The 25,747-nt window shown below is 41.8% G+C and carries 21 protein-coding genes; 12 read left to right on the plus strand and 9 right to left on the minus strand.

What is annotated here, in order from left to right; translation table 11 throughout:
• Nucleotides 1-30 precede the first annotated feature (30 nt).
• On the plus strand, nt 31-333 hold the full coding sequence (locus tag N480_RS13100) for a helix-turn-helix transcriptional regulator (RefSeq protein WP_081225449.1): 303 nt from the start codon (nt 31-33) through the stop codon (nt 331-333).
• 232 nt (nt 334-565) lie between these two features.
• Nucleotides 566-2,482 carry a molecular chaperone HtpG gene (gene htpG / locus N480_RS13105; RefSeq protein ID WP_063372949.1) on the plus strand — a complete coding sequence of 639 codons (1,917 nt, stop codon included), beginning with the start codon at nt 566-568 and terminating at the stop codon, nt 2,480-2,482.
• A 50-nt stretch (nt 2,483-2,532) separates the two neighbouring features.
• Here htpG and tpx read toward each other — a convergent pair whose 3' ends face one another.
• On the minus strand, nt 2,533-3,120 hold the full coding sequence (tpx, locus tag N480_RS13110; RefSeq protein WP_063372950.1) for a thiol peroxidase: 588 nt from the start codon (nt 3,118-3,120) through the stop codon (nt 2,533-2,535).
• A 192-nt stretch (nt 3,121-3,312) separates the two neighbouring features.
• On the opposite strand from tpx, the gene N480_RS13115 reads away from it, so the two are divergent.
• Nucleotides 3,313-4,317, plus strand: a complete 1,005-nt coding sequence (locus N480_RS13115) for a response regulator (protein ID WP_063372951.1) — start codon at nt 3,313-3,315, stop codon at nt 4,315-4,317.
• Between the two features lie 4 nt (nt 4,318-4,321).
• A complete protein-coding gene (locus N480_RS13120) occupies nt 4,322-5,293 on the plus strand; it encodes a sensor domain-containing diguanylate cyclase (RefSeq protein WP_063372952.1) in 972 nt (323 codons plus the stop codon).
• A 92-nt stretch (nt 5,294-5,385) separates the two neighbouring features.
• Here N480_RS13120 and N480_RS13125 read toward each other — a convergent pair whose 3' ends face one another.
• The 4 genes from N480_RS13125 to N480_RS13140 all read right to left on the minus strand — a co-directional run bounded on the left by N480_RS13125 (nt 5,386) and on the right by N480_RS13140 (nt 10,917).
• Nucleotides 5,386-6,894 carry a SpoVR family protein gene (locus N480_RS13125; RefSeq protein ID WP_063372953.1) on the minus strand — a complete coding sequence of 503 codons (1,509 nt, stop codon included), beginning with the start codon at nt 6,892-6,894 and terminating at the stop codon, nt 5,386-5,388.
• A 17-nt stretch (nt 6,895-6,911) separates the two neighbouring features.
• The gene (locus N480_RS13130; RefSeq protein WP_063372954.1) at nt 6,912-8,198 is read right to left on the minus strand and encodes a YeaH/YhbH family protein; all 1,287 of its coding nucleotides are present in this window, start codon (nt 8,196-8,198) and stop codon (nt 6,912-6,914) included.
• A 23-nt stretch (nt 8,199-8,221) separates the two neighbouring features.
• Nucleotides 8,222-10,144, minus strand: a complete 1,923-nt coding sequence (locus N480_RS13135) for a PrkA family serine protein kinase (RefSeq protein ID WP_063372955.1) — start codon at nt 10,142-10,144, stop codon at nt 8,222-8,224.
• Between the two features lie 191 nt (nt 10,145-10,335).
• The gene (locus N480_RS13140) at nt 10,336-10,917 is read right to left on the minus strand and encodes a Fe-Mn family superoxide dismutase (protein ID WP_063372956.1); all 582 of its coding nucleotides are present in this window, start codon (nt 10,915-10,917) and stop codon (nt 10,336-10,338) included.
• A 233-nt stretch (nt 10,918-11,150) separates the two neighbouring features.
• Here N480_RS13140 and N480_RS13145 point away from each other — a divergent pair, with 233 nt between their 5' ends.
• From N480_RS13145 to N480_RS13160, 4 genes are all read left to right on the plus strand, one after another.
• Nucleotides 11,151-11,486 (plus strand): Grx4 family monothiol glutaredoxin, encoded by a 336-nt coding sequence (locus N480_RS13145; protein WP_063359249.1) that lies wholly within the window; start codon nt 11,151-11,153, stop codon nt 11,484-11,486.
• Between the two features lie 476 nt (nt 11,487-11,962).
• Nucleotides 11,963-16,423 (plus strand): glutamate synthase large subunit, encoded by a 4,461-nt coding sequence (gene gltB / locus N480_RS13150; protein WP_063372957.1) that lies wholly within the window; start codon nt 11,963-11,965, stop codon nt 16,421-16,423.
• Nucleotides 16,424-16,433: 10 nt separating this feature from the next.
• Entirely contained in the window at nt 16,434-17,849 is a 1,416-nt protein-coding gene (locus N480_RS13155) for an FAD-dependent oxidoreductase (protein WP_063372958.1), read from the plus strand.
• Between the two features lie 242 nt (nt 17,850-18,091).
• Complete coding sequence (locus tag N480_RS13160; protein WP_063372959.1) at nt 18,092-18,679, plus strand: cytochrome b; 588 nt, start codon at nt 18,092-18,094, stop codon at nt 18,677-18,679.
• A gap of 74 nt (nt 18,680-18,753) precedes the next feature.
• On the opposite strand, the gene recN is transcribed toward N480_RS13160, so the two are convergent.
• The 3 genes from recN to nadK all read right to left on the minus strand — a co-directional run bounded on the left by recN (nt 18,754) and on the right by nadK (nt 22,033).
• Nucleotides 18,754-20,433 carry a DNA repair protein RecN gene (recN, locus tag N480_RS13165; protein WP_063372960.1) on the minus strand — a complete coding sequence of 560 codons (1,680 nt, stop codon included), beginning with the start codon at nt 20,431-20,433 and terminating at the stop codon, nt 18,754-18,756.
• Nucleotides 20,434-20,495: 62 nt separating this feature from the next.
• Nucleotides 20,496-21,086, minus strand: coding sequence for a hypothetical protein (locus N480_RS13170; RefSeq protein ID WP_063372961.1), 591 nt, complete (start codon nt 21,084-21,086; stop codon nt 20,496-20,498).
• 62 nt (nt 21,087-21,148) lie between these two features.
• Nucleotides 21,149-22,033, minus strand: a complete 885-nt coding sequence (gene nadK, locus N480_RS13175; protein WP_063372962.1) for an NAD(+) kinase — start codon at nt 22,031-22,033, stop codon at nt 21,149-21,151.
• Between the two features lie 93 nt (nt 22,034-22,126).
• Between nadK and N480_RS13180 the strand changes: the two genes are divergently transcribed.
• From N480_RS13180 to N480_RS13190, 3 genes are all read left to right on the plus strand, one after another.
• On the plus strand, nt 22,127-23,071 hold the full coding sequence (locus tag N480_RS13180; RefSeq protein WP_063372963.1) for an HrcA family transcriptional regulator: 945 nt from the start codon (nt 22,127-22,129) through the stop codon (nt 23,069-23,071).
• Nucleotides 23,072-23,129: 58 nt separating this feature from the next.
• Nucleotides 23,130-23,738, plus strand: coding sequence for a nucleotide exchange factor GrpE (gene grpE, locus N480_RS13185; protein WP_063372964.1), 609 nt, complete (start codon nt 23,130-23,132; stop codon nt 23,736-23,738).
• A gap of 132 nt (nt 23,739-23,870) precedes the next feature.
• A complete protein-coding gene (locus N480_RS13190; protein WP_063372965.1) occupies nt 23,871-24,668 on the plus strand; it encodes a M48 family metallopeptidase in 798 nt (265 codons plus the stop codon).
• A gap of 69 nt (nt 24,669-24,737) precedes the next feature.
• Here N480_RS13190 and N480_RS13195 read toward each other — a convergent pair whose 3' ends face one another.
• Complete coding sequence (locus tag N480_RS13195) at nt 24,738-25,250, minus strand: M48 family metallopeptidase (RefSeq protein WP_063372966.1); 513 nt, start codon at nt 25,248-25,250, stop codon at nt 24,738-24,740.
• A 68-nt stretch (nt 25,251-25,318) separates the two neighbouring features.
• Here N480_RS13195 and N480_RS13200 point away from each other — a divergent pair, with 68 nt between their 5' ends.
• The gene (locus N480_RS13200; protein WP_063372967.1) at nt 25,319-25,741 is read left to right on the plus strand and encodes a GFA family protein; all 423 of its coding nucleotides are present in this window, start codon (nt 25,319-25,321) and stop codon (nt 25,739-25,741) included.
• Nucleotides 25,742-25,747 lie beyond the last annotated feature (6 nt).

Below are 25,747 nucleotides of genomic sequence, written 5' to 3' on the forward strand. Positions count from 1 at the left end.
TAGAATGCTGAAAATAGATATGGATATGTTATGAGTGTGATCTCTAGAAATGAACGTTCGCGTAAAGCGCAAACACAAGATGCTAAACGTTATATTCAAATGACTATACGCAGACTGCGTCAAGACATGAACTTAACACAGGCTCAATTAGGTAAAAGCCTGGTTACACCAGTTGACCAAGCAACCATTTCAAACTGGGAATCTGGGAAAACGGAATTATCAGCTTCACAACTATTAGATGTAATGATGTTATTCGGCAAACCTAATTTTCTTATGCTTTTAGAGCAAAGCGACGCTTCTGACATGGCTTTTGTGGCGCGAAAATCAGCATAGTGACCCTGACTCTGTTAGGCTGTTAAAAGTACTGCGCTAAACTTATGTTTCGTGCAGTACAGTGAGTACTAATTAAATAATACTTTGCTTCGTACTTACGAACATCGGCAACAAAAAAAATTATTTTTTCCTCTTGAAAAACCTTTTCACAACACAATATACCTAACCATAACTTTACAAATAGAATACTAGTACGACGAGCTTTTGTACTAAATTGATTAGGATATATCGAATGTCTGATATTAAAAATAAAGAAAACCACCAGTTTGGCACCGATGTAGGTAAGCTTCTAAACCTCATGATCCATTCTTTGTACTCAAACAAAGAAATATTTTTACGTGAACTTGTGTCAAATGCGTCAGATGCAGCAGACAAGCTGCGCTATTTAGCTTTGCAAAATGGTGACTTGTATGAAGGTGATGCTGACCTTAAAGTACGTGTAAGCGCCGATAAGGATGCTAAAACTGTCACTATCTCTGATAATGGTATCGGTATGTCCCGTGAGGAAGTGATTAACTCGCTTGGTACAATAGCAAAATCAGGCACAGCCGAATTCTTCCAAAATCTTACGGGAGATCAAGCTAAGGACTCTCAATTAATTGGGCAGTTTGGTGTTGGTTTTTATTCTGCATTTATCGTTGCAGATGAGGTGACGGTACGCACAAGAAAAGCAGGTGAAACCACAGCTGTTGAGTGGCAGTCAAAAGGTGAAGGCGAGTACTCACTGGCAGATGTTGAAAAGGCTGAACGAGGAACTGAAATTACCCTTCATTTACGAGAAGACGAAGGTGAGTTCCTAGATGAATTCCGCTTACGCTCAATCATTACTAAGTACTCTGATCATATTTCTATTCCTGTAGAAATGTTTAAAGCACCAGTACCTGAATCTGAAGGTCCAGATGGCGAAAAAATTGAAGCGCAACCTGGCGAGTGGGAAGCGATCAACCGTGCTACAGCTCTTTGGACACGCGACAAATCAGAGATCTCTGAAGAAGAGTACAAAGAGTTTTACAAGCACGTAGGACACGATTGGGAAGAGCCTCTAACATGGGCACATAACAAAGTTGAGGGTAAGACAGAATACACTAGCTTATTGTATATTCCGAAGAAGGCACCTTTTGACCTTTGGAACCGTGACCGTCAAACAGGTTTGAAGTTATATGTTCAACGTGTCTTTATCATGGACGATGCTGAACAGTTCATGCCAAGCTATTTACGATTTGTAAAAGGTTTGTTGGACTCAAATGATTTACCTCTGAATGTATCACGAGAAATTCTTCAAGATAACAAAATTACACAGGCCATACGCAAGGGCTGTACATCTCGAGTATTGAAGATGCTTGACCGAATGGGCAAGAATAAACCTGAAGAGTACCAGACATTTTGGAATGAGTTTGGCCAAGTAATTAAAGAAGGTCCGGCTGAAGACGCAGCAAACAAAGAAGCGATTGCAAAACTATTACGATTCAGCTCAACAAGCACAGATGAAAGCACTCAGAACGTGTCACTTGAGCAGTACGTCGAGCGCATGCAGGAAGGCCAGGATAAGATTTACTATGTAGTTGCAGATAGTTTTGCAACAGCTAAGAGCTCTCCACATCTTGAGATCTTCCGTAAGAAGGGCATTGAAGTGCTACTTATGTCAGACCGTGTTGATGAGTGGATGATGGGCCATCTAACAGAATTCGATGGTAAGCAGTTCCAGTCTGTGACACGTGGCGATTTAGACCTAGGTGACTTAGAGGACGAAGAGTCTAAAAAGGCGCAGGAAGAGAGCGAAAAAGATGTAGCTGGACTTGTTGAGCGTATTTCAGCGTCACTAGGTGACAAAGTTAAAGAAGTTCGCTTTACGCATCGTCTAACAGACTCTCCAGCATGTGTGGTCGTTGATGATCATGATATGAGTTCGCAAATGCAGAAGCTCATGGAATCAATTGGCCAGTCTGCACCTGAAAGCAAACCAATTTTTGAATTAAATCCAGAGCACCAATTAGTTAAACATTTAAATGATGAGCAGGATGAAGATAAGTTTGCACAATGGTCAGAAGTTTTGTTCGACCAAGCGCTATTGGCAGAACGAGGCAGTCTGAAAGATCCTGTCGGCTTTGTGACTCGTTTGAACAAGTTAATGCTTGATTTGAGCAAGTAATCTTTAGTGAGTAAAAAAGCCAGCTTATGCTGGCTTTTTTATTTTGTGTATCATAGCGCTTTTAATGCGGCTATCGCAGCATCGTAGTCTGGTTCTGTTGCTAAATTTGCAACCAACTGCTTGTATTGAACCTTATGTGATTTATCAAGTACAAATACTGCTCTGCTTAGTAAACCCATATCCTTTATGAGTAAGCCATACTGCTCGCCGAAGTTGCGCCAGACGGAATCTGATAATGTCTGCACCTTATCAACGCCTTCTTGCTTACAGAATCGCTTTTGTGCGAAAGGCAGATCAGTGCTCACCGTTAGCATGATGACTTCAGGATATTCACTGGCGACTTTCTCGTTAAAGTATTTAGTCTGCAGGCTACAAATTCCTGTATCTAAGCTGGGGACTACGCTAATTAAAACGGCTTTTCCCTCAAATTCAGTTAGAGAAACGGGTGTAAAATCTGCATTGACAACTTTAAAGTTGGGCGCCTGATCACCCAATTTAACACCGCTACCAAGTAAGGTTACAGGCTTCCCTCCAGCCATAACTTTACCTTGATCTAGCTGGTTTTCGGAAAGTGCAGCTGAGGCAGCAAAACAGCTTGTGGCAAATAACATTGTTGCCAAAAAAGAGACTTTACGCATAACGTATTCCTTTTTAAATTTTTCGCAATTCTCGACAGTGTATTATACTGATTTTATATAACCAAGCTTCGGCAGTAATTTGGATTGTAAATTGGTCATGCATTGATTAACATATTTACTCTCAACGCTGCTGTGTAATAACTATAATTAGAATTCTTGGGTAAAAATAAACCCAAATAATAGAGAGCTTTTATGTCAACACCCATCCTAATTTGCGATGATTCTAAACTTGCACGCAGGCAATTAGCCCGCTCTTTGCCTGATGACTGGGATATAAAAGTTGAGTTTGCAGAGCATGGATTGGATTGTATAGAAAAGATTAAAGTAATTTCTCCGGAAATTCTTTTTCTAGATCTCAACATGCCGCACATGGATGGATATGAAGTACTGCAGGCTATCCAAGAGCAAGATTTAAATGTTTTAACCGTGGTGGTATCTGGAGATATCCAGCCTAATGCTCATCAAAGAGTAATGGAGCTCGGCGCAATAGATTTTATCCGCAAGCCTTGCGATGCCCAAAAACTCGAAGAAATCATCACTCACCACGGGATCAAAGACAAGGCGATCCGAGCCAACTTGGTCCATAAGCTCGGCGAGCAATTAGAGCCCGAGATCAGAGATATTTATCAAGAAATCGCCAATGTTGCGATGGGTCAAGCTGGCGATCTGCTGGCAAGGCTATTGAATGTTTTTGTTGAATTGCCAATCCCCAATGTCAATGTACTTGAAGTAAATGAGTTACACATGGCGTTACAGGCAATAGATGCAAATGCAACTACTTCCGGAGTATGTCAGGGATTTATTGGTGGAGGTGTCTCGGGAGAGGCATTATTGCTGCTAAATGATTCCAGTTTTAAAGAAATCGCATCCTTGATGAAATACGATGGAGAGCTCAACCAAAAAGTAGAGCTCGAGCTGTTAATGGATGTAAGTAATATTCTAATTGGCGCCATTTTAACAGGGTTGTCGCGACAACTAGACATGCCTTTTAGTCAGGGACACCCAGTGGTGTTAGGTCAGCATTGCGAAGTTTCCGAATTGGTAAAAGCTAACAAATCTAGGTGGCAAAGAACATTAGCAATTGAAATAAGCTATGGAATAGAACACCACAATATTAACTGCGACTTGATGCTGTTGTTTACAGAGGATTCTTTGAAAACGCTGAAATACAAAGTTGCTTACCTATTAGACGACTAGAATTATGCCTGCTTCTGATTTTGATATGAATGAAATCCATTGGCTAATGGATATGTTTAACACTGTAGACGTTGGGCTGGTTGTACTAGACAGAGACTACCGTGTTTGTATTTGGAATGGTTTTATGGAAAACCATTCTGGTTTGCTACCGAGTGCTGTGAAAGATAAAGATGTGTTTGACCTATTTCCAAGTATCGATGAATCTTGGTTTAGGGGAAAAGCAGAACCCGTTTTTGTGTTAAAAAATCGCTCTTTCACTATTTGGGAACAACAGCCTTACATATTCCGCTTCAAAAATTATCGCCCAATTACTGGCAAAGCGGAATACATGTATCAGAACGCAACGTTTATCCCGTTAACAACGGTAACAGGTGAAGTAGGACATATTTGTGTCATTCTTTATGATGTTACTGACGAAGCGATGAATAAGCTTGAGCTTGAAAAAGCGAATAAGACGCTTGAAGAAATGAGTCGAACAGATGCATTAACAAAGTTGTCAAATAGAGGGTATTGGGAAGAATCGCTCAGACATGAGTTTAAACGGCTGAAAAGAAACCATGGTTGTAGCAGTTTATTAATGTTTGATATCGATTTTTTTAAGCGTATTAATGATGAGTATGGGCATAGCGGTGGTGACGAAGCCATTAGGCATATCTCAGACTTATTAAAAAAGACATTGCGCGAAACTGATATTGCAGGCCGGTATGGTGGAGAAGAGTTTGCGGTAACGCTTGTGGATACCGACGCTGAAGGCGCGATGATTTTTGCTGAAAGGCTGCGCAGTATGATAGAAAACTCAGTCATTTATTATGATAAAAAAGAAATTAAGCTGACAGTCAGTCTAGGTATCGCGAGCTATGACGAAGCATTCAGTAAGCATGAGCAGTGGATTGAGGCCACAGACGCAGCGCTTTACCATTCTAAAGAAAATGGCAGAAATAAAGTCACAATCTATGAGCAATCAATGTCTCAGTAAACTTAACTTGAGACATTACATCTGTGTCAGTTAGGTGTGAATTAGTATTTCAAAAGCTTGAAAGTTTTTACTTTCAAGCTCTCAATTGATATTCAATCTGTGTCCGCAGATTCTAATGGGCATTGACCGAGTAAGGTGATAGTACCATCTTCTTCTAGTTGCTCTAATCTCACTTCAAAGCCCCAAAGGCGATACAAATGCTTGAGTACTTCAATTTTAGATTCAGCGAGGGGGATCTTATCTTGAGGGACATATCGCAATGTTAATGATCGATCGCCTCTAACATCAACATTATACACTTGAATATTTGGCTCATTGTTACTTAAGTTATAATGTGCAGAGAGGCTATTTCTAACTTTTAGATACCCACTTTCATCATGAATTGCACTAACTTCTAAATGCGGAGATGACTCTTTATCAAGAATTGAAAATAGCTTAAAGTCCCTGATAATTTTAGGTGACAAAAACTGACTAACAAAACTCTCGTCTTTAAAGTTCTCCATCGCAAAGTGCAAGGTATCTAGCCAATCTTTTCCTGCAAATTCTGGAAACCAGTATTTATCTTCTTCAGTTGGATTTTCACAAATACGGCGAATATCGACCATCATATTAAACCCAAGTGCATATGGGTTTATACCAGAGTAAAACTTGCTATTGTATGGCGGTTGGTAAACCACATTGGTATGGCTTTGTAAAAATTCCAACATAAACGCGTCACTAAGCTTTCCTTCGTCATATAAATGATTCAATATCGTATAATGCCAAAACGTAGCCCAGCCCTCATTCATTACCTGAGTTTGTCTCTGAGGGTAGAAGTATTGAGATATCTTGCGCACGATACGTATTATCTCTCGTTGCCACGACTCGAGTAGGGGAGCGTTCTTTTCGATAAAGTAGAGAATGTTTTCTTGCGGCTCAGAAGGAAACTTGAGTAAACTTTCAGTATCCTCTTGTTTATTTGTGGGAATCGTTTTCCAAAGCTCATTCACCTGTGATTGTAGATAATCCTCTCTTTCTTTCTGTCTCTTTTGCTCTTCAAATAAAGAGATTTGTTGAGGGCGTTTATATCTATCAACTCCATAATTCATCAATGCGTGACATGAGTCCAACAAGTTTTCCACTTCTTCGATCCCATACTTCTCTTCACATTGAGCGACATAATTTTTTGCGAAAACAAGATAATCGATAATGGATGATGCATCTGTCCATGTTTTGAATAGATAATTACCTTTAAAGAAAGAGTTATGCCCATAACATGCATGTGCCATAACCAGAGCCTGCATTGGCAGCGTATTTTCTTCCATCAAGTAAGCAATACAGGGATCTGAGTTAATCACAATTTCGTAGGCCAGCCCCATTTGACCACGTTTATAGTTTTGCTCTGTTTGAATAAACTTTTTACCGTATGACCAATGCGCATAGCCGATAGGCATACCAACGCTTGAATACGCGTCCATCATCTGTTCTGCAGTTATTACTTCAATTTGATTTGGGTAGGTATCTAATCGGTAGTGTTCTGCTACCCGAGCAATCTCAGCTTGATAAATCTCAAGCCGTTCAAATGTCCAATCAGGACCGTCATTTAAAGGGTTATAGGTCATTTGCGCTTCCCCTCTGATTATGCTGCACCTTGCTGTTTTTGGCGGTTTTTCTTGAACAATTCTCGGAAGATAGGATAAATATCTTCAACCGAACGAATGTGCTGCATAGCAAAATTATTATAGGCTGCGGATAGTCCTTGGTACTCACGCCACAAACTCTGATGAGCCCGGGTGGTTATTTCTATATAAGCGTAATATCGAACCATCTTCAGTAGTTTATTAGCGAGAATATCGGTACAGTGTGGTGAATCGTCGGCCCAGTTATCTCCATCAGATGCTTGCGCTGCGTAGATATTCCAATCACCTTGCGAATATCGCTCTGCTACAATCTCATCCATTAACTTTAGGGCGCTTGATACAATCGTCCCACCAGTTTCTTGAGAGTAAAAGAACTCTTGCTCATCGACTTCTTTAGCCTGAGTATGGTGGCGTATATATACTACTTCTATGTCTTTATAGGTTCTGGTCAGGAACTGATAAAGTAAAATATAAAAACGTTTTGCCATGTCTTTTGTAGCTTGATCCATTGAGCCGGAAACATCCATTAAACAAAACATCACAGCTTTGCTGGTTGGATGTGGCCTTTTTTCATAATTTCTAAATCTCAAGTCATAGTTATCAATAAACGGCACTGCAGCAATGCGTTTTTTAAGCGTTTCAATTTCTTCTTCGAGCTGTTGAATTTTTTGTTGAGGCGGCACTGGCTCTGCCAGAAGTGCCTCAAGCTCTTGCTCAAGTTCCTTTAAACGGCCTCTTTTCCCAGCGGTCATTGCTATTCTTCGTGCAATAGACCCCTTCAGTGAGCGTACAATGTCCAAATTGCTGGGCATGCCGTCATTACAAAAACCCGCGCGATGAGTTTTCATTTGTACTAACTTATCAAGCTGACTCTTTTGCAGATTAGGCAACTCTAAATCTTCAAAAAGTAGATCTAGGTATTCATCTTTTGATATTGAAAATACAAAGTCATCTTGCCCTTCACCTTGATCGCTGGCGTTGCCCTCGCCAGCGCCACCGCCTTGACCTGAAGGTGGCCTTTGGATTTTATCCCCAGTTGTAAACTGATCATTACCTGGGTGGATATGCTCTCTATTTCCACCTTTACCCTGATGAAATATCGGCTCACTAATATCTCGTTGCGGAATAGAAATACTTTCTCCACTGCTGATGTCAGTTACACTTCTTTTATTGATGGCGTCAGAGACAGCCTCTTTTATTTGTTTTTTGTAGCGCCGAATAAACCTTTGTCTATTCGGCGTACTTTTGTTCTTCCCATTCAATCTTCGATCGATGAAATGTGCCATAGACCACCCTCCAATCGCTAAGATTACTGTGACTTTCTAACTCTTAAATACCATTCAGAAAGTAACCGAACCTGTTTCTGGGTATATCCTTTTTCCATCATTCGATTGACGAAGTCCTCATGCTTTTTCTGATCTTCGGCTGAAGTTTTGGCATTGAAAGAGATAACGGGTAGTAAATCTTCAGTATTAGAGAACATTTTTTTCTCAATAACTGTTCTAAGCTTTTCGTAGCTCGTCCAAACAGGGTTATCGCCATTGTGGTGGGCCCGAGCACGTAAAACGAAATTTACTATTTCATTTCTGAAGTCTTTTGGATTAGAAATACCCGCTGGCTTTTCTATTTTCTCTAGTTCAGCATTGAGCGCTGATCTATCGAAAAGCTGCCCAGTATCTGGATCTCTATACTCTTGGTCCTGAATCCAAAAATCAGCATACGTAACATAACGGTCAAAAATATTCTGACCATATTCCGAATAAGACTCTAGATAAGCTGTTTGCAGCTCTTTACCTATAAACTCTACATATTGAGGTATCAAGTAACCTTTTAAGTGGCTTAGGTATCGCTCTTGTATCTCGGCATTAAATTGCTCTCTCTCTATCTGTTGTTCAAGCACGTAGAAAAGGTGCACAGGGTTTGCTGCGACTTCAGTATGGTCAAAGTTAAATACCCGTGAGAGAATCTTAAAGGCGAAGCGCGTAGACAAGCCATTCATGCCTTCATCCACCCCGGCATAGTCTCTGTATTCTTGGTAAGATTTTGCCTTAGGGTCCGTATCTTTTAAGCTTTCACCGTCATAGACGCGCATTTTTGAATAAATACTAGAATTCTCGGGTTCTTTAATTCTCGAAAGAGAAGAAAACTTTGCCAAGGTTTCCAATGTGCCTGGGGCGCATTGCGCATTTTTAAGTTCACTATTCTCGAGAAGCTTTTTATAGATTTTTACTTCTTCTGAGACGCGCAGACAGTATGGTACTTTCACAATGAACACACGGTCCAAAAATGCTTCATTGTTTTTGTTGTTTTTAAAGGTTTGCCATTCTGACTCATTGGAGTGGGCAAGGATAATACCATTAAACGGTAGCGCCGAGATGCCTTCTGTCCCGTTATAGTTGCCCTCTTGTGTGGCTGTTAGGAGAGGGTGCAACACTTTTATTGGCGCTTTGAACATCTCAACGAATTCCATCAGGCCTTGGTTTGCCAAACAAAGTGCACCAGAATAAGCATATGCGTCAGGATCATTCTGCGCAAAATGTTCTAATTTACGTATATCCACTTTACCTACAAGTGCTGAGATATCCTGATTATTTTCATCACCAGGCTCTGTTTTAGCAATAGCGACTTGATCAAGAATTGATGGGTATCGTTTTACAACTTTGAACTGGCTAATATCACCATTGTATTCATGTAGACGCTTGGTTGCCCAAGGAGACATGACCGTTTTAAGGTAGCGTTTTGAAATACCGTACTCTTTTTCAAGTAGTTCACCATCTTCCTGCGCGTTGAATAGACTTAAGGGGTGGTCGTTGACCGGGGAACCTTTGATGGCATACACAGGAACTTGCTGCATTAAATACTTTAACTTTTCAGCGATGGAAGATTTACCACCACCGACAGGTCCGAGTAAATACAGTACTTGTTTACACTCTTCAAGGCCTTGAGCTGCATGTTTTAAATATGAAACGATTTGCTCAATGGCATCTTCCATGCCATAAAACTCTTGAAATGCGGGGTAGCGCGCGATAACCCGATTCGAGAATAGCCGACTCAATCTTGCGTCGGTAGAGGTGTCTATCATTTCTGGCTCACCAATGGCCATGAGCAACCTTTCAGGCGCACTGGCATAAGCTGCCTTATCCTCTTTACAAATATCGAGAAATTCAGCGATTGTGAACTCTTCTTCTTTTGCTGCTTCGTATCGGGATTGGTAATGCTCAAATATAGTCATATCAAACTCCAATAACCTGTTAAAAATTAGCTGGGGTTAAAATGCAAGGCTTAATTAAAGCTTAGTCGCGTTATTGGATATTTGCTTAAAAAATATGAGAATTTAATGTGATAGCGAAACTTGAAAGGTGTAAAAAAAGACGCACTTGCGTCTTTTTTATTGCTTAAATTGGTACAGTTATACTGTTGTAATTAAGCTAGATTTTCGTTTGCGAAATCCCAGTTAACTAGAGACCAGAATCCTTTTAAGTATTCTGGGCGAACGTTGCGGTAATCGATATAGTAAGCGTGTTCCCACAGGTCAACTGTTAAAATTGGTGTAACACCTTCTTCAGTAAATGGTGTAGCAGCGTTAGAAGTATTAACGATATCTAAAGAACCATCTGCTAGTTGTACTAACCAAGTCCAGCTTGAACCGAAGTTGTTAACTGCTTTGTCATTAAATGCATCTTGGAATGCCGCAAAAGAGCCCCACTTTGCGTTAATAAGCTCAGCTACTTTACCTTTAGCTTCGCCACCACCGTTTGGTGCCAAGCTGTGCCAGTAGAAAGTGTGGTTCCAGATTTGAGCTGCATTGTTGAAAATGCCACCTTCAGAGCTAAGAACAACTTCATCTAGCGTTTTATTAGCGAAGTCAGTACCTTCTACTAGGCCATTTAGCTTAACAACGTATGTATTGTGGTGTTTGCCGTGGTGAAATTCTAAAGTCTCTTTAGAAATGTGCGGCTCTAGTGCATCAATAGCATAAGGAAGTGACGGTAGTTCAAAAGCCATTTTAATCTCCATTTTTATGTTGAATTCCCAAAACAGTAAAAAGATGCCTTGCTACGGGCACATTTCAGTACGTTTTGGTTCTATATAGTGATACTATAATTCCTGAGTATTTTACTCAAGTTTTAGCAAACAGCAATGGCAGTTGCTAAGACTTGTAGTCTGAATGATTCATATGCACTATTTTTAACCAGTCAAGTGCGTGTGAAACGATCTTATCGTCATTTGAGGTATATATGGAAACCATTGAAAAGATTAAACAGCAAATTGCAGAAAACCCGATTCTTCTATATATGAAGGGCTCTCCAAAGTTACCTAATTGTGGTTTTTCTTCTCAAGCTTCACAAGCCCTTATGGCGTGCGGTGAGCAATTTGCTTATGTTGACATCTTACTAAACCCAGACATCCGAGCTGAGCTTCCGCACTACGCAAATTGGCCAACATTCCCGCAGCTTTGGGTTGAAGGTGAGCTTATTGGTGGTTGTGATATCATCATCGAGATGTTCCAAAAGGGCGAGTTACAGCCTCTTATCACAGAAACAGCAGCAAAGTATAAAGAAGCAGCAGAATAATCACTGCTAAATATTTTTACTGTGAACCCGAGCAATAGCTCGGGTTTTTCGTTTTATTACTTCTTCTTTATTCGCTTACTTTTCCCGCCTTATACATTCGTAACCTTAACCTTGGCACCTTACCTACAGGTAGCGCTTACTGGCATGACTTACGGAAATGACAAATATCACGCTTGTGAATAGTTATTCATAAAGCTGCATGTTTACGTTTACGTAAACTGGCTGGTTGCTTGTGCGTGTTTTGGGTTATTTAACATTTGATACCGGTGTCATTTTGTTTTTGATGTCATATTTACCTGCAATATTGCAAGTTATTAAATATTGGTTACAAAAAGGGGTCGTTGAGAAATATTCAAGAGGGTGAATATTTATTCTTTTTTTGATTGACTCACATTTGATTCAGCGCTAATTTTGAATATCTGCCAGTAAATCGTCGAAGTCAATCCAGCTGGCAGTAGTAGCAAGGGGAGGGGTCTATGTTATATGACTCGGCATTAGAAAGAGATAACTGTGGCTTTGGTCTAATTGCGCATGCGCAAGGACAAGCTACTCATAAATTAATTCGTACCGCGATAACTGGGCTTGATCGCATGCAGCATCGAGGTGGAATTGCTGCGGATGGTAAAACGGGTGACGGCTGTGGCTTGCTGTTACAAAAGCCTGATAGCTTTTTCCGCGCAATAGCTGCTGAAAACGAATGGCGTTTGGGTAAAAACTATGCTGTTGGGATGGTATTTTTAAACTCAGACCCAACGCTTGCCAATATTGCTAAAAGCATTGTTAATGAAGAACTAGAAAAAGAAACACTTTCAATTGTTGGTTGGCGAGTAGTGCCGACTCAGCCGTCTATGCTTGGGCCTATCGCGAAATCACAACTGCCACAATTTGAGCAGGTTTTTGTGAGTGCCCCGGAGGGATGGCGACCAAAAGATTTGGAGCGTAGATTGTATGTCGCCAGACGTAGAATCGAAAAGCGAATTACCAATGATGAGCAGTTTTATATAGCAAGCTTGTCTGGGCTCGTGACCGTATATAAAGGTCTGATGATGCCATCTGATCTACCTAATTTTTATCAGGATCTCGCTGATTTAAGAATGACCAGCGCGATTTGTGTATTCCATCAGCGCTTTTCTACCAATACACAACCAAAATGGCCGCTAGCGCAACCGTTCCGTTATCTCGCTCACAATGGTGAAATTAACACGATTATGGGTAACCGACAGTGGGCAAGTGCGCGCGCTTACAAGTTTTCCTCACCGTTGTTGCCAGACTTACAAGTTGCTGCGCCATTTGTAAATGAATCCGGTTCAGACTCTTCGAGCTTGGATAATATTCTTGAACTGTTTCTTGCTGGTGGAATGGATATTTTTAGGGCCATGCGTATGCTCGTACCACCTGCATGGCAAAAAAATCGCGCAATGGACGACGACTTAAGAGCGTTTTATGACTTTAATTCAATGCATATGGAACCATGGGATGGACCCGCCGGTATTGTAATGTCTGACGGTCGTTTTGCAGCATGTAATCTAGACAGAAACGGCTTGAGGCCAGCGAGGTATGTAGTGACTCAAGACGGTTTTATTACGATCGCGTCTGAAGTTGGTATATGGGATTATGAAGCCGATGAAGTCATTGAAAAGGGCAGAGTCGGGCCTGGTGAATTACTTGTTGTCGATACATTACATGGCAAAATCTGGCAGTCATCAGAAATTGATCAGGATTTAAAGGCGAGACACCCCTATCGAGCGTGGCTAGAACAAAATGTTCAGCGTTTAACACCTTTTGAGGAGCTTGATGAAAAAGACGCTGGGCAGAGAGATTTTTGCGATGATGTGCTGCTGACCTATCAAAAGCAATTTGGTTATAGCAACGAAGAAGTTGAGCAAGTGATCAGTGTGATGGGCGCTAATGGTCAAGAAGCGACTGGATCCATGGGCGACGATACACCCTTTGCCGTGCTTTCACAGGGGGCACGCTCTTTGTACGACTACTTCAGACAAAAGTTTGCTCAAGTAACGAACCCGCCGATAGACCCGCTTAGAGAAAACCATGTTATGTCTCTGGCAACGTGTATTGGTCGAGAGCAAAATGTTTTTAACGAAACGACCGGGCATGCAAAGCGTCTACAGTTTAATTCTCCAATCTTAACCTATTCAGATGTCCAGCAGCTGAAATCGGCTGACGATGCACACTACAAAGTGGGTGAAGTGAGCTTAAATTACAACCCAGCCGAAGAAGGGTTGCAGCAAGCTATTCGCAGAGTGTGTGATGAAGCACAAGAGAAAGCTGCACTTGGGTGCGTAATGGTACTTCTTACAGACAGAGACATTGAAAAAGGGAAGCTACCGATTCCCGCAGCTATGGCAGTAGGTGCTGTTCAGCAGTGCTTGGTTAAGAATAACTTACGCTGCGATTCAAATATTGTTGTTGAAACAGGAAGTGCAAGAGATCCACACCAGTTTGCCGTGCTTCTGGGTTTTGGTGCCACTGCGATTTACCCTTATTTAGCCTATGAAACACTCGTCTCTCTTGTGGATAAAGGAGTAATTAAAAAGTCCTATCGTGATGTGACACTTGCTTATCGTAATGCAATTAATAAAGGCTTATACAAAATTATGTCAAAGATGGGGATTAGCACGATTGCGTCGTATCGTTGTTCAATGCTCTTTGAGGCAGTTGGTCTGGCAGACGAAGTTGTAGATTTATGCTTTAAAGGCGTTGTAAGTCGGATCAAAGGTGCTGATTTTGACAACTTTGAGGCTGAGTCTAAATTGCTCAATCAGCTCGCATACAGTAAGCGTAAATTATTAAGTCACGGTGGGCTATTAAAGTTTGTTCACGGTGGTGAGTATCATGCTTACAACCCTGATGTGGTTCAATCTTTACAGGTCGCTGTTAAATCAGGGAAGTATGAGGATTATTTAAAGTACGCTGAAATCGTTAACAATCGTCCAGTGACAAATTTACGAGACCTAATGCAATTAAAACTGCCAGAGTCTGGCGTATCAGTAGACGATGTTGAACCGGCGTCCGAGTTATATAAACGTTTTGACTCTGCCGCAATGAGTATTGGCGCATTATCACCTGAAGCGCACGAAGCCCTAGCGATCGCGATGAATAGACTGGGCGGATACTCTAACTCAGGGGAGGGCGGTGAAGATAAAGCGCGATTTGGCAACGAGCGCAATTCTCGTATCAAACAAGTGGCTTCAGGGCGTTTTGGGGTCACTCCGCATTATTTACAAAGTGCAGATGTCATTCAGATTAAAGTGGCGCAAGGCGCAAAGCCTGGAGAAGGTGGTCAATTGCCAGGAGAAAAAGTAACCCCTTACATTGCAAAATTGCGATATTCAGTACCTGGGGTAACGTTAATTTCTCCACCTCCGCATCACGATATATATTCAATTGAAGATCTCGCACAGCTTATTTTTGATCTGAAACAGGTCAACCCTACCGCTATGATCTCTGTGAAACTAGTATCAGAGCCTGGTGTAGGGACTATTGCAACTGGGGTGGCTAAGGCCTATGCCGATCTAATTACGATAGCTGGTTATGATGGTGGTACCGGTGCTAGCCCTCTGACATCGGTTAAATATGCTGGCTGCCCGTGGGAGCTAGGTTTAGCTGAAACACAGCAAGCCCTAGTTGAGAATGGTTTAAGGCACCGTATTCGCTTGCAAACGGATGGCGGTCTAAAAACGGGTTTAGATATTATCAAAGCTGCGATTCTCGGCGCTGAAAGCTTTGGTTTTGGCACCGGTCCTATGGTTGCTTTGGGGTGTAAATACCTCAGAATATGTCATTTGAACAACTGTGCAACTGGCGTTGCAACACAAGATGATACTTTAAGACAAAGACACTTCCATGGCTTGCCTGAAATGGCAATGAATTACTTTAAATTTATCGCCCAAGAAGCGAGGGAAATAATGGCTTCTTTGGGTGTAACAAAACTCACCGATTTGATTGGTCGTACCGAGTTACTTGAAGTATTGGAAGGTAATAGCGATAAGCAGCGCAAGCTAGATCTGAGCCCAATTTTGGCTAAGCCAAATAATCCGAGCCAGCAAACGCTTTACTGTAGTGCAGAAAACACCTCCCACTATCGAGGCGAGTTAAACGAATCTCTGTTGAGTAAAGCACAGCAAGCGATTGACTCTAAATCTGGTATTTCATTAGTAAACCGAATTAAAAATACCGATCGTTCTGTTGGTGCCATGCTCTCTGGTTATATTGCGAGTAAGTATGGCAATCAAGGTATGGCAGCGGATCCTGTGTCAATTGAATTACATGGTACCGCGGGACAATCGTTTGGCGTATGGAATGCTGGAGGGTTGGAATTAACACTGGTTGGGGATGCCAATGATTATGTTGGTAAAGGTATGGCTGGTGGAAAGTTAGTTATTAGATCGCCTCTTGGTTCTAGCTTCAAATCGCATCAAGCTGCCATTGCTGGAAATACATGCCTTTACGGTGCAACAGGCGGAAAGCTGTTTGCTGCTGGCAGAGTCGGTGAGCGATTTGCTGTTCGTAACTCGGGCGTTCAAGCGGTTGTGGAGGGCTTGGGTGACAATGGTTGTGAATATATGACCGGAGGCGTTGTCTGTGTGCTTGGACAAATTGGTGTCAACTTTGGAGCGGGCATGACTGGTGGCTTTGCTTATGTGTTGGATGAAGAAAATGACATAGGTAAACGTTTCAATCCTGAGTTGGTTGAGGTTATGACCCTAGAACAGCTCCCCTCGCATCAAGAACATTTAAGAGGGTTAATCGCTGAACACTTAGAGCTCACAGGATCAGACAGAGCTGAGCAAGTTTTAGCGAACTTTGACTTGTACATTCCTATGTTTAAGTTGGTTAAGCCGAAGTCAAGCGATGTAAAGAGCTTACTTGGTCATCGTGCTAGAAGTAGTGCTGAGCTTAGAGTACAGGCACAGTAAAGGAGGAATTATGAGCGAAAATGTTTATCAATTTATCGATGTTCAGCGTGTAGACCCACGAAAAAAACCAATCTCTACACGCAAAAGTTCCTTTGTTGAGATTTATGAACCATTTTCTGGGCAGCAAGTGGACTCTCAGGCAGATAGGTGCTTGGATTGCGGAAACCCATATTGTGAATGGAAATGTCCTGTTCATAACTATATTCCTCAGTGGCTGAAACTGATCCGTACTGGTCGGATAATCGAAGCGGCTGAGTTATCACATAGAACAAATAGCTTACCGGAGGTTTGTGGGCGAGTATGTCCACAAGATAGGCTTTGTGAAGGTGCATGTACGTTAAATGAAGAGTTTGGTGCCGTAACCATTGGCAACATAGAGAAGTACATCACAGATACCGCTTTTGCGCAGGGCTGGAAGCCAGATTTGTCATATGTCAATTGGACAGATAAAAAGGTCGCGATTATTGGTGCGGGTCCTGCGGGATTGGGGTGTGCTGATATATTGGTGAGAAATGGTGTAAAAGCGGTGGTGTTTGACCGTAACCCAGAAATTGGCGGCTTGCTAACATTTGGTATCCCTTCTTTTAAACTTGAAAAGTCGGTGATGGAGAAGCGCAGAGAAATTTTCAGTGAAATGGGTGTTGAGTTTAAGTTAAACACTGAAGTCGGCAAAGATATCAGCATGGATGACTTACTTGCAGAGTATGATGCAGTGTTTGTCGGTGTTGGAACTTATCAATACATGCGCGGTGGTTTAGAAAATGAAGATGCTAAGCAAGTATATGACGCCTTACCATTTTTGATCGGTAATACAAATCGAGTAATGGGCTATGACGAATCTCAGCAGCCGTATATCAGTATGACAGACAAGCGCGTAGTTGTATTAGGCGGTGGTGATACAGCAATGGACTGCGTAAGAACTTCTGTTAGGCAAAAAGCCAGTTCGGTAATTTGTGCTTATCGCCGGGACGAAGAAAATATGCCGGGTTCAAAACGCGAAGTGAAAAATGCGAAAGAAGAGGGTGTAGACTTTCAATTTAACATTCAACCAAAAGGTATTGTACTGAATGCGCAGGGCGATGTATGTGGCGTAAAAATGGTGAAAACAGAACTGGGTGAGCCAGATAGTAATGGTCGACGCAAAGCACAAGAAGTAGCTGGTTCTGAGCACGTCATTGAAGCAGATGCTGTCATTTTGGCATTTGGCTTTAAGCCACATAACCTTGAGTGGCTTGCCAGCTATGACGTCGAAATAAATCATTGGGGTGGTATTGTCGCACCTGAGCAAAATACATTTACCCACCAAACAAGCAACCCAAAAATCTTTGCAGGTGGTGATGCTGTAAGAGGTTCAGATTTAGTTGTCACAGCCATTTTTGAGGGTAGAAACGCAGCTGAAGGGATCCTAGATTATATAGATGTTTAGGTGTTTAGAGTAAATCATCACATGATGTGAGAATCTATATTACGTAGCAAACCCCAATACAAATTTTGTATTGGGGTTTTTTCTTTTTTGGCTGTTGGCTCTTAATATCAAACATGTCGGTTCCGATTTAGATATTCTTTTTTGCAGATTGAACTGTCCCATAATTGGCATAACTCTTAGTGAGATTAATGTCCTAGAATAGTAAGCAACATGCGTCAATTAGAATTGAAAACGAGACAAATATGAGTATTAAAAATACTGAGCTGACTTATGGCTGTATTGCTAAATGGATCCACTGGACAACAGCAGTTTTGTTCTTAGCGGCTTACATATCAGTCTATTACCGACAATGGTTTACAGAAGTAAAGACTCCAGAAAATTGGAATGCATTGCAGTTACATTTATCGTTTGGTGTATCAATTATGGTTATTGTTGTGCTGCGTATAGTGTGGCGAGTGATGAATCAATCACCCAAGCTTGAACCAGGCTCTAAGCTTGAACATCTCGCGGCACATCTAGGTCACTTCGTGCTTTACGCTGTTATGATTATTGCTCCAGTAACAGGTTATATTGGTACAGGCGTCAATACTGAGTTCTTTTTCATGTTTGATATTCCAAAGTTTGAGAGTACCGCTATGTTTCAATACATTGTCTCAGATGGTTTAGGACTGACTTTCGCCGAGCTTGAAGAGCCAGTAGACTTTATTCACAAGGAAATACTTGGCGCTTGGTTGATCTGGATATTGATTGCTGGGCACGCCGGGGCCGCATTTTTTCATCACTATGTGAAAAAAGATAGAACACTATTAAAAATGACTTCCAGCAGGTAACCCTTGTCACCTTGTTACAAACACTCAATTGTCATGGCTGCTGTAACAAGGCTTATATCGACGTCTGACTTAGCTTAAGCACAGCGCTGAACTGTTAGGAGCTCTTTTGCGCTTGCACGGGTCGTTTCACTTACGCTGTCGCCTCCAAGTAGTCTTGCTATTTCATCTATTCGCTTATTCTCGTCTAAAGGGACCATCGAGGTATAAGTTTGATCGTTGTCTACGTCCTTTTTAACGAAAAACTGCTGGTGGCCACTACAGGCAACTTGAGGTAGGTGAGTAACACAAATCACTTGCGTTGAACCGCCTAGCAAGCGAAGTTGTTTGCCAACTTGCGATGCAGTTGGGCCCGAAATACCAACATCCACTTCATCAAAGATTAGCGTTGGGGTAGTTACTTTGTTCGCGATGATAACTTGTATTGCTAAGCTAATACGAGAAAGCTCACCACCAGAAGCCACTTTTGCGAGCGGTTGCATTGGCTGCCCGGGGTTAGTAGATACTAAAAAGTCAATGCTATCCATTCCCAACTCATTGGGGCGTCGGTCATTTTCTTTGACTAATTCTATTGCAAAACGGCCATTTTCCATTGATAGCTCATGCATGCTTTCGGTGATTAAGGTGTTCAGCTTGTCTGCCGATATCGCTCTACTTTCACTCAATTGATTTGCCGAAATATGATAGGCATGAAGCGCTTCAGCTATTTCGTGCTCTAAATGGTCTATACGAGCATTGTCGGAGCAAATGCCGTCCAACTCTAACTTCAAGGCTGTGTGATGTGCTGCCAATTGATCAGGTTGTATCTGATGTTTTCGCGATAGAGCCATGGCTTGAGTAATGCGCTCTTCTATTTCCTGTAAGCGTAATGGATCTTGCTCGACACTTTCTCCATAACTACGGATCTCTCGACAAGCTTCTTCCAATTGTACCGCAGCTTCATTGAGCATCATGCTAATACCCTCCAAAGACTTATCTAAACTGCTGAGTTCACTGAAAGTTTGTACGCTGTGCTGCAATTGCCCCAATACTGTTTGATCATCCTGCTCGTACAGGCTCATGAGTTCTCTTTGGCAGCTCTCAACGAGCGTTTGTGAGTGGCTTAATCGGTTGTGCTCAGCCTCTATTTGCTCATATTCTCCTGCTTGTAAGGCAAATTCATCCAGCTCTTCAACTTGATACTCTAACAACTGCTTTTTTGCTGCTTGGGCCTGCTGTTGTTTTATTAAGTGAGTATGTTCTTTTTGTAGTTTTTGGTAATGGTTATACTGTGCTTTGACTGCACTGAGCAAATTATGGTGGCCAGCATAAGCATCAAGTAACCCAAGCTGATGTTCGGGTTTAAGTAGTAGTTGGTGTGCATGTTGGCCATGAATTGCGATGAGCATTTGTCCAAGCTCTTTTAATTGAGCGGCGGTGACTGATGAGCCGTTAATAAAGCTCTTACTGCGGCCATTTCGCGTAATTACTCTGCGCAATATGCAGTTTTGCTCGTCATCATCAAGCAGTAGTTCAGAAAGGAACTTTTGTGCCTGGGGTAAACTTCGAATATCAAACTGTGCTGAGATTTCAGCTTTACTACTTTGCGGGCGAATAGCGTTGGCATCTGCTCGTTCACCAAGACATAGGGATAAGGCGTCAATGGCAATTGATTTACCTGCACCGGTTTCACCAGTGATTGCAGTCATTCCAGTACGCCAATCAATGTTTAATTCACTGACAATCGCAAAGTTCTTAATTTGCAAACTCGTAAGCATGCTGTATATCCAAACAGTATTTTACTGTTAATTTATACAGCATTTTTTAAAAAAGCAACTTTTTAATTGGCAATGTCAGCCGTTTGGCGTTGCATAGGAGGATTGTCCAATTCTGATTTTGACTCTTCCGTTTGTGCCTCTTCCTCTTGAATATCAGAGTCTTGGTCTACAGGATCTGCATCATATGAGTCGGGTGTTTGAATGCGTGAAATCAGTGCAGGCAAAACTTCGGTATAGAAAGCTTTGTTGTAGGCAATACCAGTAGAAGGCAATTCAGCAGCAAAAAGAAACAATTGCTCGGATAACAGCTCAAGGTTATCGTTGTTTCTGCACTTATTGAGTTCCGAACCAATTTGCATGAGTAAGAGTTCACTTACTTTTTCCAGCCTGTCTAGGTTTTCATCATTGTGAGGCTGAACCACGAAAAAATTACTGACGATTGCATTAAACTTAGGCGCATGTTTAGGCCTAATTAGTTTGCAATCGACATACTCAGATATTTTTCGTTTGTACAGACCTGTAATATCTTTAACGCGCTCATTGAAAATGCGTTTCTCGGCATCCCGTGCTTTTTGTCGATTGCTTTCAATAACCATGTAGACGCCAAGGATAGTGATGAGCAACACTATCGACACAATCACTATGTAAGTCATGTTGTATTACTTTTCCCTAATATAGAAAATAAATCAGCCCTATTCTGCTTAACAAATTTGCTTTAGTAAAGCCTACTGCCCCAATTTAGTTTTTCTCTAAGAACATGGTAGTAGGAATAGCTTGTAGGATGAATAAGGCGAAGCTTTTGAGATGCTTTTTTGACCACAACTTCGTCACCGGGGAGCAATGCTAATACGACATGACTGTCGCAACTAACTTGTAAGCTAGCTGTGTTTTCTGGACTTAATTTCAATTTAATTTGTTTACTAGCATCAACGACCAGAGGACGGCTGGACAATGTATGCGGAAACATAGGCACTAACGCCACTGCATTTAACTCAGGCGTTAAGATTGGGCCTCCACCTGAGAGAGAGTAGGCGGTCGATCCTGTGGGGGTGGTGACTATTAAACCGTCAGAACGCTGAGAAAATACAAACTGATCGTCTATAAAGGCTTCAAATTCGATCATATGTGCCACTTTGTCAGCGTGCAGAACAGCCTCATTGACAGCAAGGTTTGCGCTTTTGAGCTGGGCATGTCTATAAACTTCAACTTCTAAAAGAAAGCGATGTTCTTCGACAAATTTACCACTTAAGACTTGTTCAAGCTCAGGCTCGAAGTCGTCAGGGTTGAGGTCGGTCAAAAAGCCGAGGTTGCCTCTGTTTACTCCAATTACAGCAACATCGAATCGTGCGAGTACGCGCGCAGCGCCTAGCATGTTGCCATCACCGCCAACGACGACAGCCAAATCACATTTTTCACCTAACTCGACAAGATCTAAAAGCTGGCTACTTGCCAGGCCGGTAAGTTGTTTACCCGCGCGGCGTTCGACAAAAACTTCATATCCGAGTGCTTGCAAAAATGTATAAAGGCGATGTAAGGTCTGAGCGGCGCCGTCGTGGTTTGGTTTTCCGATAAGGCCGATGGTGTTAAATGGAGTGCTCATTTTTAACGCAAATCCTTGGTGTTTAAACTTTACCAAGATTATCTTAAATTTGAGGCGCTTGAAACTTTGAAATTAGCCCCAACATAAATAATTATGAAATTAAGTGCCCGCGACAAACAAGTTTTTTCAGCTGTGATGAGCCTTTACTGTAATGGAGAGGGGGTGCCTGTTGCGTCCAGTAAAATTGCCAAGATGAAAGGGATGGCAATTTGTTCTGCAACTGTACGTAATGCAATGGCACGACTAGAAAACCAAGGTTTGCTGTTTTCACCGCATACATCCGCTGGACGTGTCCCATCAGATATTGGTATCAAATATTGGCTACAAGAGTATTTTGAATTAGACGATATAGCTTCTTATTGGCAGCCGGAACAAGAGCAACTTGTGACATTGGCACATTCGCTTAGTCAGCAATATCAGGTTTGTTGCGTGGTAGGTTTACCGCAAGTTAGTAGTCAAAAAGTGTTTCGTGTCGAAGTGTTAGACTTTGATAGAAAACACTGGTTGGTATTATTGATTGATAGAGCGGGGCAGTCCCAAAACATCTGTATTAACAAACCAGCAGACAATTCGGATGAAATACGTTATCAATTTGCATTGTGGATGAATACTGTGTTCAGTCAGCAAACCCTAAAAGAGGGGTTACACCGCATGCGAGCAATGGCCAATAGTGCGATGCCCAATTGTCGCGAGTTACTCACACAGTGGACTCGGGAGTTGAGTTTACAGCTTGGGACTGATAACAGTATCGTGGTTGGTGAACGACATATCTATAATCGTTTAGAGCAATCTAATGATTTAAGTCTTGGTGTACCATTTTTGCATCAAGTTGAAGACAAATTAGCGTTTCGCGAAGGCGTGTCAGTATTATTAGGATCTGAAGTGGACGAAGCCAATCTATCTCGCTACGTGATATTGAGCGTCCCTTACTTTGTGGATCAGGAGTATCAAAGCCGGTTTTGTGTCGTTTGCCCCGCTGAAGCGCAAATTGAATCAATAATTGAGGAATTTACGCGAATCGAGCAAAAAGACTCTTGAAACTAAAAATTCCATCCCCATAATTACGGCAGTTGTAAAGAATCGGAGATACACTTTCATGTCTGAGCAGACAAAAGCACCAGAGCAGGAATTAGAAACTGCACAAGAAGAAGTAGTAGAACAAGCTGCTGAAGCGCAAACACAAGAAGAAGCGCCACAGGCTGAACAGGCTGAGTTAAGCCCTGAAGAGGAAATTGCTGGTTTATACGCTGAGCTTGAAGCTGCAAAGCAAACAATTGAAGGTCAAAAAGACGGTGTTGTTCGCGCTGCTGCAGAAGTAGAGAACATGCGTCGCCGTGCAGCGCAAGATGTTGAGAAAGCGCACAAGCTCGCACTTAAGAAATTTGCCAACGACCTACTCCCTGTAATCGATAACTTAGAGCGTGCGGTTGAGTTTGCTGATAAAGAGAATGAAGCAACTAAATCTATCTTAGAAGGCGTTGAAATGACGCTGAAAAGCTTCTCAGATGCATTAAACAAGTACGGTGTGGAAGCGGTAAATCCACAAGGTGAGGCGTTCTCTCCAGAATTCCACCAAGCAATGTCTATTCAACCAAGTAATGACGTAGCACCGAACACGGTGTTAGCGGTTATGCAAAAAGGTTATACGTTAAATGGCCATCTACTTAGACCTGCAATGGTTATGGTTTCAAAGGCCGCTGAGTAATCTAGCTTGTTATTGAAAAGCCCGCTTTTTAGCGGGCTTTTTTGTTATGACTGGTCAAGTTCTAATAATGTAGTTTATTATTTACATATATTCAGCAATAAAATTGCGAGCCAACAATACGTGGGAAGTATGATGAAAAAAGTAGTAGCGTGTATGTTAGTTGCTTTGACACTGAGTGGTTGTAAAACATCTCCGACAGGTCGAACTCAAATAATGTTGTATCCAGAGCAGCAAATGGATGAGATGGGAGTAGCGAGTTTTGACCAAATAAAATCAGAACAAGCCATTGAAAGCGAGCAGAGCAGTAACCAATACGTAAGTTGCATCGCAGATGCACTTATTGCCCAGTTACCAAACAAATATGCGTCTCAAAAATGGGAAGTCGTCGTTTTCAAAGATGACAGCGCCAACGCTTTTGCACTGCCTGGAGGTAAAATTGGGGTACACACTGGGTTGCTAAAAGTTGCCAAAAACCAACATCAATTAGCAGCTGTTATGGGACATGAAGTAGGCCATGTTATAGCGCAGCATGCAAATGAGCGCGTATCTCAAAGCAGCTTATTGCAAGCTGGACTGCAAGTTAGTAATGCGGTTATGCAGATGAATAATATTGAGTATCGCAATACAATCATGCAAGGGCTGGGTGTGGGCGCTCAAGTTGGTATCGCTTTGCCATTTAGTCGCAGCCATGAAACTGAAGCTGATATTATTGGCTTGGAACTGATGGCCAAAGCAGGTTTTAAACCCATCGGTGCGGTAGAGCTTTGGCAAAATATGGAAAAGCTAGGTGGTGAAAGACCAATGGAATTTTTATCGACCCATCCGTCACCAGACAATAGAATCCAGCGATTAAATAACAAAATGCAATCGGCAAACAGCCTGTATCAAGCGGCCAAGCAGAAAGGCTTGAGTCCTAATTGCAAGATCTGATTGCAGATTACAAAAAGGCAGTACCTCTTCGGTAACTGCCTTATGCTCACTATCCAACCAACCTAGGTTTTACTGTGTCTTATAAAAGTTGAGTGCCTGCTCGTCTAATACGATAAATAGCCTTAGGTCTAGTTCTAACTGATGATAGGCCTGCTCCATGTGGCAACATAAGCTATAAAAAGCTTTGTTGTGATCAGCGTGTTTAAAGTGTGCAAGTTCATGCACTATTAAAGCACGCAATATGGCTTCAGGAGCGTACTTTAGCTGATTGTTTAGCGCTATATCGTAGCGTGTTTTTAGCTTTTTTCCATGTACCTTTTGTTGGTGAGTATGAGTACCTAATGTGCCTTTAACCATGTCGGTATGCTTGTTAAAACTGACCGAGTTTAAACGTGGTGTATTTTTTAAATAACGCTGTTTTATTTCGGTGCTGTACTGATATAAATCTTGCTGGTTTTGCAGCTGGTGCCCCGCTGGGTACTTACGTCTGAAATACGTTTGCAATTGATTGCTAGTAATAAGCTGGCGGACTTGATCCTGTAGGTTTTCAGGATAGTGCTGAAAGTATTTCAATTCTTGCATTGCGGTCTTTTTTTGTAGTCGTTTCTCGCGTAATCTCTGAGTGGGATTATAACTCAAGGAAAAAGTATATGTACAAGGCAAGCTGTCTATGTAAAGGGGTGGAGTTAGAAATTCATGGACCAATTGAAAGCATTATCCATTGTCATTGTTCGTTATGCAGAAAATCAAGTGGCACTGCGTATGCGACCAACGGCTTTATTGCTACCGAAGCTATGAAAATTGTAAAAGGCGAGCAACTTATCAAATCATACGCCTTTAAGCCTGGCCGGTTGCGTCATTTTTGTAGTAATTGTGCTTCCCCTTTATTTAGCTCAAATACCGATTTGCCTGAAAAGCTCAGATTACGCTTAGGATTATTGGACTCTGAAATAGAAGAGCGGCCTATGTCTCATAATTTTATAACGTCTAAAGCAAATTGGGATAATTTGGATGCAGACTTGCCTAGGTATGATACCTTTGAACCGAGCCGATTGAAGAGTAACTTAAAATAACGATTG

It is taken from the genome of Pseudoalteromonas luteoviolacea S2607, from assembly GCF_001625575.1.
Taxonomy (GTDB): Bacteria; Pseudomonadota; Gammaproteobacteria; order Enterobacterales; family Alteromonadaceae; genus Pseudoalteromonas; species Pseudoalteromonas luteoviolacea_E.

Bases quoted from the DNA above. Each gene is read 5' to 3' on its own strand.
- N480_RS13170 (WP_063372961.1), bottom strand. From the start codon at position 21,086: ATGACTTACATAGTGATTGTGTCGATAGTGTTGCTCATCACTATCCTT.
- nadK (WP_063372962.1), bottom strand. From the start codon at position 22,033: ATGAGCACTCCATTTAACACCATCGGCCTTATCGGAAAACCAAACCAC.
- gltB (WP_063372957.1), top strand. From the start codon at position 11,963: ATGTTATATGACTCGGCATTAGAAAGAGATAACTGTGGCTTTGGTCTA.
- N480_RS13195 (WP_063372966.1), bottom strand. From the start codon at position 25,250: ATGCAAGAATTGAAATACTTTCAGCACTATCCTGAAAACCTACAGGAT.
- tpx (WP_063372950.1), bottom strand. From the start codon at position 3,120: ATGCGTAAAGTCTCTTTTTTGGCAACAATGTTATTTGCCACAAGCTGT.
- N480_RS13140 (WP_063372956.1), bottom strand. From the start codon at position 10,917: ATGGCTTTTGAACTACCGTCACTTCCTTATGCTATTGATGCACTAGAG.
- htpG (WP_063372949.1), top strand. From the start codon at position 566: ATGTCTGATATTAAAAATAAAGAAAACCACCAGTTTGGCACCGATGTA.
- N480_RS13100 (WP_081225449.1), top strand. From the start codon at position 31: ATGAGTGTGATCTCTAGAAATGAACGTTCGCGTAAAGCGCAAACACAA.
- N480_RS13155 (WP_063372958.1), top strand. From the start codon at position 16,434: ATGAGCGAAAATGTTTATCAATTTATCGATGTTCAGCGTGTAGACCCA.
- N480_RS13200 (WP_063372967.1), top strand. From the start codon at position 25,319: ATGTACAAGGCAAGCTGTCTATGTAAAGGGGTGGAGTTAGAAATTCAT.
- recN (WP_063372960.1), bottom strand. From the start codon at position 20,433: ATGCTTACGAGTTTGCAAATTAAGAACTTTGCGATTGTCAGTGAATTA.
- N480_RS13125 (WP_063372953.1), bottom strand. From the start codon at position 6,894: ATGACCTATAACCCTTTAAATGACGGTCCTGATTGGACATTTGAACGG.
- N480_RS13180 (WP_063372963.1), top strand. From the start codon at position 22,127: ATGAAATTAAGTGCCCGCGACAAACAAGTTTTTTCAGCTGTGATGAGC.
- N480_RS13135 (WP_063372955.1), bottom strand. From the start codon at position 10,144: ATGACTATATTTGAGCATTACCAATCCCGATACGAAGCAGCAAAAGAA.
- N480_RS13145 (WP_063359249.1), top strand. From the start codon at position 11,151: ATGGAAACCATTGAAAAGATTAAACAGCAAATTGCAGAAAACCCGATT.
- N480_RS13130 (WP_063372954.1), bottom strand. From the start codon at position 8,198: ATGGCACATTTCATCGATCGAAGATTGAATGGGAAGAACAAAAGTACG.
- N480_RS13160 (WP_063372959.1), top strand. From the start codon at position 18,092: ATGAGTATTAAAAATACTGAGCTGACTTATGGCTGTATTGCTAAATGG.
- N480_RS13120 (WP_063372952.1), top strand. From the start codon at position 4,322: ATGCCTGCTTCTGATTTTGATATGAATGAAATCCATTGGCTAATGGAT.
- grpE (WP_063372964.1), top strand. From the start codon at position 23,130: ATGTCTGAGCAGACAAAAGCACCAGAGCAGGAATTAGAAACTGCACAA.
- N480_RS13115 (WP_063372951.1), top strand. From the start codon at position 3,313: ATGTCAACACCCATCCTAATTTGCGATGATTCTAAACTTGCACGCAGG.
- N480_RS13190 (WP_063372965.1), top strand. From the start codon at position 23,871: ATGAAAAAAGTAGTAGCGTGTATGTTAGTTGCTTTGACACTGAGTGGT.